General features: G+C 46.6%; 12 protein-coding genes. 9 read left to right on the top strand and 3 right to left on the bottom strand.

Annotated elements, in window-relative coordinates; translation table 11 throughout:
• Positions 1-45 precede the first annotated feature (45 nt).
• The 5 genes from PJK55_RS05460 (at position 46) to PJK55_RS05440 (ending at position 5,530) form a co-directional block, all read left to right on the top strand.
• Positions 46-924, top strand: a complete 879-nt coding sequence (locus tag PJK55_RS05460; protein ID WP_214785219.1) for a LysR family transcriptional regulator — start codon at positions 46-48, stop codon at positions 922-924.
• Positions 921-2,042, top strand: coding sequence for an N-acetyldiaminopimelate deacetylase (locus PJK55_RS05455; protein WP_074035009.1), 1,122 nt, complete (start codon positions 921-923; stop codon positions 2,040-2,042). Before PJK55_RS05460 ends, PJK55_RS05455 begins: the two co-directional genes overlap by 4 nt.
• A gap of 259 nt (positions 2,043-2,301) precedes the next feature.
• Positions 2,302-3,690 carry a cytochrome ubiquinol oxidase subunit I gene (locus PJK55_RS05450; RefSeq protein ID WP_271305042.1) on the top strand — a complete coding sequence of 463 codons (1,389 nt, stop codon included), beginning with the start codon at positions 2,302-2,304 and terminating at the stop codon, positions 3,688-3,690.
• 14 nt (positions 3,691-3,704) lie between these two features.
• Positions 3,705-4,736 (top strand): cytochrome d ubiquinol oxidase subunit II, encoded by a 1,032-nt coding sequence (locus tag PJK55_RS05445; protein WP_271305041.1) that lies wholly within the window; start codon positions 3,705-3,707, stop codon positions 4,734-4,736.
• A gap of 131 nt (positions 4,737-4,867) precedes the next feature.
• Positions 4,868-5,530 (top strand): potassium channel family protein, encoded by a 663-nt coding sequence (locus PJK55_RS05440; protein WP_074035000.1) that lies wholly within the window; start codon positions 4,868-4,870, stop codon positions 5,528-5,530.
• A 79-nt stretch (positions 5,531-5,609) separates the two neighbouring features.
• Here the strand turns inward: PJK55_RS05440 and PJK55_RS05435 are convergent, their stop codons facing one another.
• The gene (locus tag PJK55_RS05435) at positions 5,610-6,398 is read right to left on the bottom strand and encodes a Cof-type HAD-IIB family hydrolase (protein ID WP_271305040.1); all 789 of its coding nucleotides are present in this window, start codon (positions 6,396-6,398) and stop codon (positions 5,610-5,612) included.
• A gap of 200 nt (positions 6,399-6,598) precedes the next feature.
• Here PJK55_RS05435 and rnjA point away from each other — a divergent pair, with 200 nt between their 5' ends.
• Together rnjA and PJK55_RS05425 are read left to right on the top strand one after the other, a co-directional pair.
• A complete protein-coding gene (gene rnjA / locus PJK55_RS05430; protein WP_015881254.1) occupies positions 6,599-8,266 on the top strand; it encodes a ribonuclease J1 in 1,668 nt (555 codons plus the stop codon).
• Between the two features lie 60 nt (positions 8,267-8,326).
• On the top strand, positions 8,327-9,784 hold the full coding sequence (locus PJK55_RS05425) for a phospholipase D family protein (protein ID WP_271305039.1): 1,458 nt from the start codon (positions 8,327-8,329) through the stop codon (positions 9,782-9,784).
• Positions 9,785-9,823: 39 nt separating this feature from the next.
• On the opposite strand, the gene PJK55_RS05420 is transcribed toward PJK55_RS05425, so the two are convergent.
• The gene (locus tag PJK55_RS05420; protein ID WP_442899490.1) at positions 9,824-11,449 is read right to left on the bottom strand and encodes an alpha/beta hydrolase; all 1,626 of its coding nucleotides are present in this window, start codon (positions 11,447-11,449) and stop codon (positions 9,824-9,826) included.
• A gap of 1 nt (position 11,450) precedes the next feature.
• A complete protein-coding gene (def, locus tag PJK55_RS05415; protein ID WP_214875346.1) occupies positions 11,451-11,990 on the bottom strand; it encodes a peptide deformylase in 540 nt (179 codons plus the stop codon).
• A gap of 331 nt (positions 11,991-12,321) precedes the next feature.
• On the opposite strand from def, the gene pdhA reads away from it, so the two are divergent.
• Together pdhA and PJK55_RS05405 are read left to right on the top strand one after the other, a co-directional pair.
• Positions 12,322-13,407, top strand: a complete 1,086-nt coding sequence (gene pdhA, locus PJK55_RS05410) for a pyruvate dehydrogenase (acetyl-transferring) E1 component subunit alpha (RefSeq protein WP_015881258.1) — start codon at positions 12,322-12,324, stop codon at positions 13,405-13,407.
• Positions 13,408-13,410: 3 nt separating this feature from the next.
• Positions 13,411-14,388: an alpha-ketoacid dehydrogenase subunit beta gene (locus tag PJK55_RS05405; protein WP_074034993.1), complete on the top strand. Its 978-nt coding sequence runs from the start codon at positions 13,411-13,413 to the stop codon at positions 14,386-14,388.
• Positions 14,389-14,403: the final 15 nt, after the last annotated feature.

The following is a 14,403-nucleotide window of genomic DNA, read 5'->3' as shown; positions in this document are numbered from 1 at the left end:
TATTCAGTATACAATCTTTCAAATGATAGAGAAACAGGTGACGTCATGCAAGTATCGGAAGTAGAAGTGTTGATTATCCTTGCAGAAGAATTGAATATGCGCAAAGCGGCGGAGCGATTATTCGTCTCTCAACCGGCGCTCAGTCAACGGCTCGTGACAATCGAACATCAATGGGGAAAAAAGATCTTCGTTCGTTCGACACGTGGTCTTGCCTTGACGCCAGACGGGGAGAAGATCATCGAGTTCGCCAAGAAAATGTACAGTGAAGAACAAGAGCTTCGCAGCGAGCTGACAGCAAATCCGGGAGAAGTATATGGCACGTTAAAGATTGCTGTCGCTTCCATCATGGGTCAGTATTGGCTCCCGAAAGTATTAAAGACGTTCGTGGAGCGATATCCGTCTGTCCGTGTCAAGTTAGTCACCGGATGGTCGAGTGAAATGATGCGTTACATGCTTGAAGAGAATTTTCATATCGGCATCATTCGAGGAAATCCGGATTGGCGCGGGGAACGCATGAAGCTGTTCTCTGACTCCTTACACTTGGTCGATTTAAAAATGACTGACCTGTCCCAACTAAAAAATAACGAACGGTCATTTATTCAATTTAAGAGCGACTCGACATATTACCAGGAAATATTAGAATGGTGGCAGGAACGATTTTCGAGCCCGCCGCTCACCACACTTGTCGTCGACCAGATTGAAACGTGTAAACAGATGGCGTTACATGGAATAGGCTTCGCCATTTTACCGGAGTCGACCATTAAAGATGTCAATGAAATGAATAAGATTCCGTTGACGTCCTCGAGTGGTGTCCCGCTTGTTCGGGACACGTGGATGCTGTCGACAGAATCGATGTTGGAATTGGCACAAGTACAAGCATTTTGGAACATTGTTGAAGAAGTTACGAAGGAGACTGAATCATGAATTGGGCAATCGAAGCAAGAAGACAACTGCATTTAATCCCGGAAGCTGGATATGAAGAATTCAAAACACAGGCGACTCTCGAACAACTGATCCGTTCGCTCGATTCTCCACGTGTTCATATCACGCACTGGCGGACGGGTCTTTTCGTACGTGTGGATGGTCTCGTCGGGGAGAAGACGATTGGGTATCGGGCCGACATGGATGGGTTGCCGATTACCGAGGAGACTGGGTTGGAGTTTGCATCGATTCATGAAGGTATGATGCATGCGTGCGGTCATGATGTTCATATGTCCATCGCACTCGGATTGATTAAACGGGCGGTCGAAGTCCCGTTCAACCACCATCTTGTCGTCTTCTTCCAACCAGCTGAAGAAGGGCCAGGCGGGGCGGAGCCGATGGCGAAATCCGAATTATTCTATCACTTCCGTCCGGACGCGCTATTTGGATTACATGTCGCGCCTGAATATCCGGTCGGGATGGTAGCTTCTAGACCAGGTGTATTATTCGCAAGCGCACGTGAACTCCATATTACGATTCATGGAAAGGGAGGGCACGGCGCATTCCCTCACGCAGGAATTGATGCCGTTATCGTCCAAGCCGCCCTCATCATGCAACTGCAAACCATCGTGTCACGGAACATTGATCCGATGGGAAGTGCGGTCGTCAGCATCGGGAAAGTCGCAGCGGGAACAAAAGAGAACATCATCGCCGATACAGCCAAGTTAGATGGAACGGTACGTGCGTTATCTGACAAGGAGATGGTTGTGCTCGAGAGCCGGATTCGTCAGATCATCGCCGGTGTCGAAATGACGTATAACGTTCAGATCGACCTTGAATTCGGCAATCGCTATCACGAGGTCGTCAACGATGAGCGCTATCTTTATCAGTTCGAAGAAGCGGTTGAAGAGGTTGGGTATTCGTATAAGACGTGTGTTCCTGCCATGACAGGGGAAGACTTTGGATATATGCTGAAACAAGTACCTGGATTCATGGTTTGGCTAGGTGTGAACGATATGGGGTCGGGTCTCCATCAATCGACACTCAACCCGGACGAACGAGCGATTGAAGTAGCCATCGAATTGTTTGACCACTATTTCCGCACAGTCATGATTCAATAACACGAAGCGGTCTCCGTTGAGACCGCTTTTAGTGTGCCCAAAAAAGAGTGAAGTGTGAGCAAAAAGGGAATCAAATATGAATGTAAAGCGACAATTCTGTGGCGATTGCTCAAATGTGAACATTTTGCAAACTCGAGCATTGAGACATTACAGCGCAATATAAAATCATTATGATGGAAGTATCGAAGGGTATTCATCTGTGATTGTCGTTTCATACATGGGTTCGAAGCGATAGAGAGAGATAGGAGGTAATCAATAGATGTTTCAAGATCCTGTCCTGATGAGCCGAGCATTGACGGCACTCACATTAGGTTTTCATGTGATTTTTGCCACACTCGGCGTCGGGGTTCCACTTTTAATCTTATTGGCAGAATTTTTAGGGATTCGTAAAAAAGACCCGAAATATACCCTTATGGCTCGTCGGTGGTCACGCGGTTATGTCGTGACCGTAGCGGTCGGGGTTGTAACGGGTACAGCAATCGGTCTACAGCTTTCGCTATTATGGCCAAACATGATGCGCGTTGCGGGTCAAACGATTGCACTTCCACTATTCATGGAGACGTTCGCTTTCTTCTTTGAAGCGATTTTCCTCGGAATTTACTTGTATACGTGGGATCGTTTTAAAAACCCGTGGCATCACATGCTTCTCGGGATTCCAGTCGCAGTCGGTGCATTGTTCTCAGGGTTCTTTATCACAACGGTAAACAGCTTTATGAACCAACCGGTAGGATTTGATATCGTTGACGGTCGTTTGGCGAACGTCAGTCCGCTTGAAGCGATGTTTAGTCCAGCTATGCCAACGAAGATGGCACACGTATTGACGTCTGCGATTCTAACGTCTGCGTTCATCTTAGCGGCGATTGCAGCTGTACAATTGTTACGTCAACGTCGTAATCAACTCGACAAGATGTCAATCGAATATCATAAAAAAGGTCTTCGCTTGACGATGACAGTCGCCTTGATTTTTGCGATTGCGACTGCACTCGTCGGAGACTTCTCAGGTAAGTATTTGGCACAATATCAGCCGGATAAATTAGCAGCAGCGGAATGGCATTTTGAAACCTCCTCCGAGGCGGAATTGATTCTCGGTGGTTGGTTAGAAGATGACGGTGAAGGCGGATATGAAGTCCGAGGCGCCTTGAAGATTCCTTATGCGCTTTCTATTCTTGCCGGTGGTGTTCCAAACTATGAGGTGACAGGTCTCAATGAATTTGCGAAAGAGGACCAGCCACCGCTCTTTGTTCACTACTTGTTTGATGCGATGGTCGGAATCGGGATGCTTCTAGCGCTCATCTCCTTCCTATTTGTATTAGGGCGCTATATTAAACGTTTGAACCAGTTCAGTAAACCGATGCTCTTTGCGATTGCAGCCGGTGGACCGCTTGCGATGGCAGCGATTGAATTCGGTTGGTTCTTCGCTGAATTTGGTCGTCAACCGTGGGCACTTTATGAGTTGATGCGTACGAGTGAAGCAGCTACGACGTCGGCGAATGTCGGCTGGATGCTTGTCGCTTTCGCGATCCTCTATGCGGTACTCGGAACAGTCACAGTGGTCGTTCTATCACGTCTGTTCAAAGAGAACCCAGTAGGGAAAGAACTAAAACAATCCGAACATCGTGGTGAAGCGATGTTTGCGGATGAAGTGTGATCGGAGGGTATGACATGCAAATTCAAGAGTTAGGGATTGCCGTCCTATGGACATTCTTGTACGGCTATCTCATCGTCGCATCGATTGACTTCGGTGCTGGCTTCTTCGCATTCTATAGCCGTTATACAAAACGGGATCACTTAGTGAACCGTCTCGTTAAACGGTATTTGTCACCGACGTGGGAAGTGACGAACGTGTTTTTCGTCTTCTTCTTCGTCGGGATTGTCGGATTCTTTCCGGATACAGCTTATTACTATGGGACGGCATTGCTCGTTCCGGCATCCGTCGTGTTGATTTTACTTGCGATTCGCGGTAGCTTTTACGCATTCGCGAACTACGGGTCAAAAGAAAGCACGTTGTATATGTTCCTTTACGGAGCCACAGGATTACTCATCCCGGCTTCGATGTCGACGGTGTTGACGGTCAGTCAAGGTGGGTTCATCACTGAGACGGAAAACGGCGTCATCTTTGACGGAGCGAAGTTGTTCACCAATTTCTATTCTTGGACTGTCGTCATCTTGGCGATTGTTTCGGTCCTCTATATTAGCGCGATGTTCCTCTTGTTCTATGCGGACAAGGCACGTGATCAAAATGCCGTCGAACTCGTCAGAAAATGGGCGCTCTTCTGGAGCGTTCCGACGATTATCGCTTCTGGGCTCGTCTTCTTCGGTTTGAAGTCTCAAGCTGCTTGGCACTATGAGAGCATTCTCGGAGGAAATTGGTGGTGGTTCGCAATGAGCTTCCTCTTCTTCGTGATTGCCGTCTCATTCGTCTATATGAAGCGAAACTACGGGATTGCTTTCTTGATGGTCATGGGACAATTCTTCATGGCATGGTTCGGCTACGGATATTCACACTTACCATATATCTTGTATCCGTACATCGATATTAATGGAAGTGTCGTCAACGAGTCGATGGCGGTGGCACTCGTCATTGTGTTCATCTTAGGGTTGCTCCTGCTCGTTCCGGCGCTCTACTTGTTGCTCCGTTTGTTCCTGTTTGACAACGATTATGTACGCGGGAAACGTTCGAGCGGAAAAGCGTGATTGAAAAGATGGGATTTCCTTCACACGGAGGAAATCCCATCTTGTTTTTTTATATAGAGTTTTCAAGTGGAATCAGTTACACTGAACGAAGAATCAAGAAGAGAACATGTGTAGGAAAGGGATGTAATATCATGACAGGTGAATTTGCAGTCATTGGATTAGGGCGGTTTGGTGGGTCAATCGTCCGTGAGTTGTCTTCAAACGGATATGACGTCCTCGCCATCGATTCAGATGAAGAACGCGTCAATGAGTTCATGGGTTTGGCCACTCATGCCGTGATCGCGGATACGACAGATGAAAACGTGTTGAAGAGTTTGGGGATTCGTAACTTTGAACACGTCATCGTTGCCATCGGTGAAAACATTCAAGCTTCGATTTTAACGACGTTGATCTTAAAAGAACTTGGCGTCCAAATCATCACTGTCAAAGCGACAAACGATTACCATGAAAAAGTTCTCCGTCGCATCGGCGCAGATAATATCGTTCACCCAGAACGCGACATGGGCGTTCGAATCGCAAACGGGTTGATGAGCCAGAGCATTTTGGATTATCTTGAATTATCAAATGAACATTCAATTGTTGAAATCAAAGCGTCAGATAAGTTGTCGAATAAATCACTTATCGATTTGGACTTCCGTGCGAAGTATGGGGTCAACATTGTCGCCATTCGTCGTGATGACGATGTCATCATTTCGCCGCAGGCAGATGAGATGATCTTATCGGAAGATATTTTGATTATCATCGGAAAAGATACTGATTTAGACAGACTTGAACGGACATTACGTTCGAAATAAAAAAAGACCTCTTGAGCGATACCGTGGTCGTTGAATCGATTGATCCAACTCGGCGGTTTGACGCAAGAGGTCTCTTTTTTTAGATTAATTTCATCGCTTTCAATCCATATTCGATGCCATCTTCAAGAATCGATTTCGTCACAAAGTCCGCAACGTCTTTCGCTTCAGAACGAGCATTTCCCATGGCAATCCCTGTCCCTACATATTGGAGCATGGCCAAGTCGTTCAAAGCGTCTCCAAACGCGTACGTATTCTCGAGTCGATAACCGTTCGCTTCGATAAAGTGACGAATGCCGTCGGCTTTACTTGCACCTTTATTGATGACGTCCATCGCATGTGGATGCCAGCGGATGAAGTCGAACTCATGATAGGCGTCGAGATAGTGATGCTCATCTTCAGGTGTACAGTAAAGGAGCGTCTGATAGACGTCTTCTTCTGCGTGGAAGTTTGGTTCGTAGCGCGGAATCGGCATGTCGAGTTCTCCGAGAGATTGCTTGACGATAGCGTCATCCGGTTTTGAAGCGCCGCCGCGATCTTGTCCCAGATAGACGAGGGTATGGTTGTTCGAAGTGGCATGAGTCGTCAAACGACCGAGTGCATCTTTAGATAGCGTGTTACGATATACGATTTCACCTTTATGCACGACGATTTGACCGTTGTAACAAACAAGGCTATCGATTCCGACTCGTTCCGGGATATCCGATAACATCGCTGGTCCTCGTCCCGTCGCGATAAACGTCTCAACTCCGTTTTCACGAAGCGCTTGAATCGCTGAAATCGTTGAAGGTGGAATATAGCTACCTTCATGCAAGAGTGTGCCGTCAATGTCGAAAAAAACAACTTTTTGATCTTCCATTTGATTCACCATTCTTTCTCTTTGTCTAAAAAATATGTTTTCCGATCCCACTAAAAGGATAACACGAAATAGGGAAACTACCACGAATATCACATCGTTAGTGAAATATTGCCATGATATGAGCTATAATGAAAAAAGAATCTTACGGACATATTCGAGAATCACTTATGTTTCACATAGATGTATTAATAATTGAAGTAAGGAGAGATTAAATGAAGTTTGTTAAGAACCACCAAACAGCCGTGTTCGCATTAGGCGGATTAGGAGAAATCGGGAAGAACACATACGTTGTTCAATTCCAAGATGAAATCATCGTCATCGATGCGGGAATCATGTTCCCAGAGGATGACTTGCTTGGGATTGACTATGTGATTCCGGATTACTCGTATTTGATTAAAAACAAGGACAAGGTAAAAGGGGTATTCATCACGCACGGTCACGAAGACCATATCGGAGGAATTCCATTCTTACTTAAGCAAGTTCAGTTACCGATTTACGCGACAAAACTTGCGCTTGGTTTGATTAAAGTAAAACTCGAGGAGCATGGATTGTTGCGTGAGGCGGAACTCCACGAAATCGATGAGGATTCACTCATCAAATTCCGTAAAACGAGCATTTCGTTCTTCCGTACGACGCACTCGATTCCGAACTCGCTCGGTGTTGTCGTCAAAACACCACAAGGGAACATCGTCCATACAGGTGACTTCAAGTTCGACTTCACACCAGTCGGTGAACCTGCCGATCTCGCCAAGATGGCGGAGATTGGAAAAGAAGGCGTGCTCTGTCTCTTGTCTGACTCGACAAATGCGGAAGTCGAAGGCTTCACAATGAGTGAGAGCGTCGTCGGGGGAACGATTAGCGAGACGTTCCGTAAAGCGGACGGCCGAATCATCTTCGCCACATTCGCATCGAACATTTATCGATTGCAACAAGTCGTCGATGCGTGTGCTGAGACAGGACGTCATCTCATGATTTTCGGTCGTTCGATGGAGAAAGTTATGACAATCGGGCAAGAACTCGGATTCATCAACGTTCCGAAAGGGATGATCATTGAAGCGAATCAAATGCGTCACTATGACCCGAACGAGATTGCCATTCTTTGTACCGGTTCACAAGGTGAACCGATGGCCGCGCTTAGTCGTATCGCGAACGGAACACACCGTCAAGTGTCGATCATCCCGGGAGATACGGTCATCTTCTCATCTTCTCCGATTCCGGGGAACGCCATCTCGGTCGGGAAGACGATTGACCAGCTGTATAAAGCAGGGGCTGACGTCGTGTACGGGAAGTTGACGAACATTCACACGTCTGGACACGGTTCGCAACAAGAACAGTTGTTGATGATTCGTCTCCTCAATCCGAAATTCTTTATGCCGATTCACGGGGAGTATCGCATGTTGAAGAAACATGCGGAGCTCGCTGAATCAGTCGGGATTCCAAAAGAGAATAGCTTCGTCATGGATAACGGAGAAGTGCTCGCTGTCGATTCTGAGTCGGCTGCGGTAACTGGTAAAATTTCTGCGAACGCCGTTTACATTGATGGGAATGGAATCGGCGATATCGGGAATATTGTATTAAGGGATCGTCGTATCCTTTCTGAAGATGGACTCGTCGTCGTTGTTATCAGTATCGATGGCAAGACACGTAAACTCGTTTCAGGACCGGATATCATCTCACGTGGGTTCGTCTATATGCGTGAATCAGGTAGCTTGATTCGTGACGGCGAACGTTTGTTGAAGAAAACCGTCGAGCAAGGATTGTCAAATAAACAGATGAAGTGGTCGGAGATGAAGCAACTCGTATCCGATACGCTCACACCATATTTGGCACAAAAGACGCGGAGACACCCGATGGTCCTGCCGATTATTATGGAAGTATGATTGAACGGGCTGTAGGTGACTACAGCCTGTTTTTTGAACCGCAAAGGAGGAGGGGAAATCATGGCTAAAGAAAAAGGGAAAAAAGGATGGTTCAAGTGGGGATTGGTCATCATCGCTGTCATTTTTCTCATCACACTTGTATATCATCAAGTGAAACCGTTACCGGAAGGAGTGTCACGACAATCTGAACCTTATCTCATTTCAGATGATCAAATCGATTTTCTTCATGATTTGACATATCAAGGGGAAGATACAGAGATTGTCGAGCAAGAAATTTTTAATGAAGTCGAACGAGCAATTCGGGAAGCTGAGGAATATATCGTCATGGACTTTTTCTTATTCAATCCATATTCCAATGAAGACCGACAATATCCGGATATCACATCGCGATTGTCATCAGCTCTTCTAGAGCAAATGGAGCGATACCCGGATTTGAAAGTCGTCTTTATTACAGACGATATCAATACGACGTATAACGGGCACGATTCCGACCACTTCGATGTGCTTGAAGAGGCGGGAGTCGAAGTCGTATACACGAATCTCGACGCACTTCGTGACCCGAACATTTTGTACTCCACGTTTTATCGGATGGCGATTCAATGGTTTGGGGATAGTCAGGACGGCTGGTTGCCGAATCCGATGGCCTCGTCGGCACCGGATATTACCGTCCGGGCGTATTTAAGATTACTGAATATTAAAGCGAACCACCGAAAAGTGATGGTGACAGAAAATGAAGGGTTTGTTCTATCGGCGAACCCGCATGATGCAAGTGGATATCACTCTAACGTCGGTGTCCATTTAAAAGGCCCTATTTTAAAAGAAATTGTGGAAGGGGAGCAAGCGGTCGCGACGTTCTCCAAAGGCGATGCGCGACGTTTCCCGGATGATGAGGCGTTGTCAACGATTGAGAGCGAACCGACCGAGGCGCCGATGGAGATTCGTTACGTCACGGAAGGGAAGATCCAGGAGTCAGTGCTCGATGCGATGAACGGGGCGACGGAAGGGGATACGATATGGATTGGTATGTTCTATTTGGCTGATCGAAATATCATTCAAGCGATTGAAGATGCCGCCGGTCGAGGCGTGACCGTGAATCTGATTCTCGACCCGAATACGAACGCGTTCGGTCGTTCAAAATCGGGATTGCCGAACTTACCTGTGACGGCAGAACTGAATACCGTCAATCCTGAACAAATCGAAATTCGTTGGTATGAGGTCGGCAAAGAACAATATCATCCAAAAATCCTCTATGTGGACGGGGAAGAGAAGACAGTCGTCCTAGGTTCTGGGAATTATACGACACGGAATATGAACGACTACAACCTCGAGGCGGATGTCGAAGTAAAAGGAGAAGAGGATACAGCTTTCTTTGACGAGGTAGACGATTATTTCAATCGCTTATGGAATAACGAGAATGGAACGTACACAGTGGCATATGACGAGATTCAAACCGACATCCCACTCGGGAAGTACGTGATGTATTGGCTTCAAAAAGTAACATGGACGATGACGTACTAAAAAACAGCTATCCTCAAATTGGGGATAGCTGTTTTGACGTTAGTTCGTCTCGATTGGATTAAACTCGTTCGTGTATTCGTATAAGAATTTCCCAGACTCTTTCAAGACGTCACTCTTACGGTGAAGCGAGAAGTGATCGTACGGTACGGTCTCTGTCTGAATGTTATTCGTATACTTTTCGAGTAACAGAGAACTTGACGGCTCAATCAGATTGAACTCGCCGCCTCGTCCAGAGAAGGATAGCACTTGTACGGATCGTGGCCATGTCTCAAGTTTTGACTGGAAAGCTTGTAGCCCGTCCGAGTTAGGTGATAAGTCACGGATGGCAGGGCTACCTGTGTTGATTCCAAAGTTACTAGCCGATAGGCCAAAGTTTGCGAGTCGAGTGCCGCCGAATGGACTATCAAACGTGACGAACTTATCGACGATGTATGTTTCCTGGTTCAAAATGTAGTTGGCAGCCGCAACGCCACCCATACTATGACCGAGGATATACATGCGATCGAATGAGCGGTTCCTCGTTTTCTTATACGTTTCAATGGCTGAATTTAACCATTTTGTTTGATTGTTCAAAGAAGCTTCTGCATCCTCGAACTCGATTCGAACGATTGGACGATTCGAGCTGTAGTCATAAATTTCGCAGTCGGTTTTTCCTTTGACGGTAACCGTACAAAGGGCACCGTCGGTTGCTTGGCCACTCTCTTCCATCGCTTGCGAGAAGCGGAGGAACGTTCGGTCAGTCCCGAGTAGACCATGCACCGCGAACGTAGGGATAAACTCGTTCGTCTGCGACGCTTGGCGAATCGCCTCGGTTTGTCGCTCATTCGCCAATTCTTGTCGGAATGTCCCGACAATCAATACGAGTGAAAGGGAGACAATCAATAACCCTAACAGGCGCGAACGAATCGATGTTTCCCTAGGGTTGCCGATGTTTTTTCGATATTTACGCCAAATGAAATACCCTAAAAGAATCGCTGCGACAAATACGATGATGGTGATCACCCATGCTTTAACGTTTGGCACATGGGCGACGAGTGTTAAATTATTCTGGCGTCCTCCGTACACTTGCCACTCGACATGCTTCATGGAGCGAAGGTCAAGGCCAGTCCCGTCTTCCACGAACACGCCGGTCGGAACGGTTAAATTAAAGCGGATATCGGCTTGCCGGATATATCGTTCAGCTAATTTCTTAGGTGAACCCGACAGTTCGACACCAGGTAAGTCAACCTGATCTAGTCGAAGATCGAGGTTCGTCTGCATCGTGTAAGAGTCGAACCAGATGCCTTCTCGTTGCTCGATATCGAATTGAATGTCAGGTGGGACGAGAATTCCGGCTGGACCGGTTTTCCATTCTTTTTTAATCTGTTGTAACTCATCCACATTGCGGAAGGTCTTCTTCAAGACCATTCCTTCATAATCATCGGCGCTCGAATAATCTTCAGTCTCGTACCCATTATCCTCGGCCTGCTCCTTCCACGTATCCCAGTCGAGCCTGAGATTGAGCAACTTCATCACTGGGTGGTCGCGGAAAGCATAAGTGGTTTCGAGTGAAACGGATTGATCGTAATGCACGGTCGCATCGTAATTAATGCGCACACATCCGCCGATTAAAAGAAATAAAAATGGGAATAGTAACAACAGTGCCCTTTTTCTCGAGCTAAACATGTTAGATCGGTTCGCCGTATGTGTCTAGCGGATTCGACGTATTGATTCGGTCATAGAATAAAATACCGTCCAAATGGTCGAGCTCGTGCTGACACACGATCGCGCGCATTCCCCGAAGACGAAGCTTAATTGGTTGTCCGTCTCGGTCAAACCCTTCTAATGTGATTCGACGAAAACGAGGTACATTTCCTTTGACCACGCGGTCGACCGACAAACATCCTTCCCCACCATTTAAAAATGTCTGTTCGACGGAGTGGCTTGTGATTTTAGGATTGAAAATCGAGAGTTTGAACGTTTCTTCCTCTTCTTGTAGCAAGACTGTGAAGAAACGACGGGTTACACCGAGTTGTGGCGCGGCGATTCCGACACCACCTCGTAACTCGTATTTTTCGCTCATCTCTGGGTCTTGACTATTGACGAGGAACGTCTCCATCTCGTCAAGTAGCGCCAAGTCCTCTTCGGTTGGCGGAATCGGTACTTCAATTGAACGTGTGCGGAGTCGTTCGTCTCCTTCGCGAATGACGTCTTTCATCGTTAACATGTGCAACTTCCTTTCTATAAAACATATATGATTGATTATATCATATTTAAAAGGAGAAGAATGTGGATGGTACAGAAGGTGAAACGAAAATGATACAGAGGCAAAATGAATGTCATATCCCTTGAATGTAAGCGTTTTATTTCAGTAAGCATATTTTTTGCGTTATTATAACAACCCGTTTTATACTAACTAGGAAACGGCAGGAGAGCATAACTTTCCTGAATTACGTTAATACAGATTGCTTTTTTGGACAGATACACGTAAGATTTGAGATAGTGTTTGATCACAAAAAAGACAATTGTCTCATAGTTGAAAGGATGAGGTGAAACGAATGAACAACGTTCAGGTACTTCAAAACGTGGAAGAAAACTTCCAAACGTTCCGTATTCTCGACGAGAAGGGTGAGGTCGTCAACCAAGACGCAATGCCTGACCTAACGGACGAGCAACTTCAGGAACTCATGCGCCGCATGGTCTATACTCGAATCTGGGACCAACGCGCCATCTCACTTAACCGTCAAGGACGCCTAGGATTCTACGCGCCAGTGGCAGGTCAAGAAGCGACGATGATCGGGACGCAATACGCGCTCGACAAAGAGGACTGGATCCTTCCAGGATACCGTGATATTCCACAACTCGTATTCCACGGACTTCCGCTTTATCAAGCGTTCTTGTTCTCACGTGGACACGTGGCAGGAAACCGCATCCCTGAAGGTGTCAACGTATTGATGCCGCAAATCATCATCGGTGCACAAATCATTCAAACTGCGGGTGTGGCTATGGGCCTCAAACGCAACGGCAACAAAAATGTCGCTATTACTTACACAGGTGACGGTGGCTCATCACAAGGTGACTTCTACGAAGGATTGAACTTTGCAGGTGCATTCAAATCACCAGCAATCTTCGTCGTTCAAAACAACCGCTTCGCTATTTCGACACCAGTTGAGAAGCAAACAGCAGCTAAAACGATCGCGCAAAAAGCTGTTGCAGCTGGAATCAACGGAATCCAAGTAGACGGAATGGACGTTCTTGCAGTGCTTGCAGCGACACAACAAGCTCGCGTTGACGCACTCGAAGGAACACCAACGCTCATCGAGTCACTCACTTACCGTTACGGACCACACACGCTCGCTGGGGATGACCCAACACGTTACCGTACAAAAGAACTCGACACAGAGTATCAAGAAAAAGATCCACTCGTACGTTTCCGTCTCTTCCTTGAGAACAAAAAACTCTGGAACGAAGACATGGAGAACGAAGTGATCGAGCAAGCGAAAGCTGATGTGAAAGAAGCAATCAGCCAAGCTGACAAAGAACCAAAACAAAAAGTTTCGGACTTCATCAACAACATGTTCGAAGAACTTCCTTCAAACTTGAAAGAACAGCTTGAAGAATATACTGCAAAGGAGTCGAAGTAAGTTATGGCTCAAATGACAATGATCCAAGCGATTACTGATGCGATGCGCGTTGAAATGAAACGCGACGAGAAAGTACTTCTCTTCGGAGAAGACGTTGGTAAAAACGGTGGGGTATTCCGTGCGACGGAAGGTCTCCAAGACGAGCTCGGCGAAGACCGTGTCTTCGACACGCCACTCGCTGAATCAGGGATTGGTGGTCTTGCAATCGGTCTAGGTCTTACTGGATTCCGTCCAATCATGGAAGTCCAGTTCTTCGGATTTGTATTCGAAGTGTTTGACTCAATCGCAGCTCAAATGGCACGTATGCGTTACCGTTCAGGCGGCGCTTACAGCCAACCAATCACAATCCGTTCACCATTCGGTGGTGGAGTTAAGACACCTGAGCTTCACGCGGATAGCCTTGAAGGTTTGATGGCTCAGACACCTGGTCTTAAAGTCGTTATTCCATCGACTCCTTACGATGCAAAAGGTTTGTTGATCGCGTCAATCCGTGACAACGACCCAGTTGTGTTCCTCGAGCACATGAAATTGTATCGTTCATTCCGTGGCGAAGTACCTGAAGGTGATTACACAATCGAACTCGGTAAAGCAGATGTGAAACGTGAAGGTACAGACGTTTCAATCATCACTTACGGTGCGATGGTGCATACTTCACTTAAAGCAGCGGAAGAACTCGAAAAAGAAAACATCAACGTTGAAGTCATCGACCTCATGACAGTGAGCCCGCTTGATATCGACACAATCGTAGAATCTGTTAAGAAAACAGGTCGTGCGATCGTCGTTCAAGAAGCACAACGTCAAGCAGGTATCGCAGCGAACGTTGTAACTGAAATTCAAGAACGCGCAATTCTTCACCTCGAAGCACCAGTTCTTCGAGTAACTGCACCAGACACAGTCTTTGCATTTGCACAAGGTGAAGACATGTGGTTACCAGACCATAAAGATGTCGTTGCAAAAGTTAAGGAAGTTGTGAACTTCTAAGATCGTGTCGAATAA

The sequence above is a fragment of the Exiguobacterium sp. MMG028 genome (assembly GCF_027947425.1).
In the GTDB taxonomy this organism is placed as follows: domain Bacteria; phylum Bacillota; class Bacilli; order Exiguobacteriales; family Exiguobacteriaceae; genus Exiguobacterium; species Exiguobacterium aestuarii_A.
This window is presented reverse-complemented; position numbering and strand designations above follow the sequence as displayed.

Excerpts from the sequence above, each read along its gene's own strand:
- PJK55_RS05460 (WP_214785219.1), top strand. The coding sequence starts at position 46 with ATGCAAGTATCGGAAGTAGAAGTGTTGATTATCCTTGCAGAAGAATTG.
- PJK55_RS05455 (WP_074035009.1), top strand. The coding sequence starts at position 921 with ATGAATTGGGCAATCGAAGCAAGAAGACAACTGCATTTAATCCCGGAA.
- PJK55_RS05450 (WP_271305042.1), top strand. The coding sequence starts at position 2,302 with ATGTTTCAAGATCCTGTCCTGATGAGCCGAGCATTGACGGCACTCACA.
- PJK55_RS05445 (WP_271305041.1), top strand. The coding sequence starts at position 3,705 with ATGCAAATTCAAGAGTTAGGGATTGCCGTCCTATGGACATTCTTGTAC.
- PJK55_RS05440 (WP_074035000.1), top strand. The coding sequence starts at position 4,868 with ATGACAGGTGAATTTGCAGTCATTGGATTAGGGCGGTTTGGTGGGTCA.
- PJK55_RS05435 (WP_271305040.1), bottom strand. The coding sequence starts at position 6,398 with ATGGTGAATCAAATGGAAGATCAAAAAGTTGTTTTTTTCGACATTGAC.
- rnjA (WP_015881254.1), top strand. The coding sequence starts at position 6,599 with ATGAAGTTTGTTAAGAACCACCAAACAGCCGTGTTCGCATTAGGCGGA.
- PJK55_RS05425 (WP_271305039.1), top strand. The coding sequence starts at position 8,327 with ATGGCTAAAGAAAAAGGGAAAAAAGGATGGTTCAAGTGGGGATTGGTC.
- PJK55_RS05420 (WP_442899490.1), bottom strand. The coding sequence starts at position 11,449 with ATGTTTAGCTCGAGAAAAAGGGCACTGTTGTTACTATTCCCATTTTTA.
- def (WP_214875346.1), bottom strand. The coding sequence starts at position 11,990 with ATGTTAACGATGAAAGACGTCATTCGCGAAGGAGACGAACGACTCCGC.
- pdhA (WP_015881258.1), top strand. The coding sequence starts at position 12,322 with ATGAACAACGTTCAGGTACTTCAAAACGTGGAAGAAAACTTCCAAACG.
- PJK55_RS05405 (WP_074034993.1), top strand. The coding sequence starts at position 13,411 with ATGGCTCAAATGACAATGATCCAAGCGATTACTGATGCGATGCGCGTT.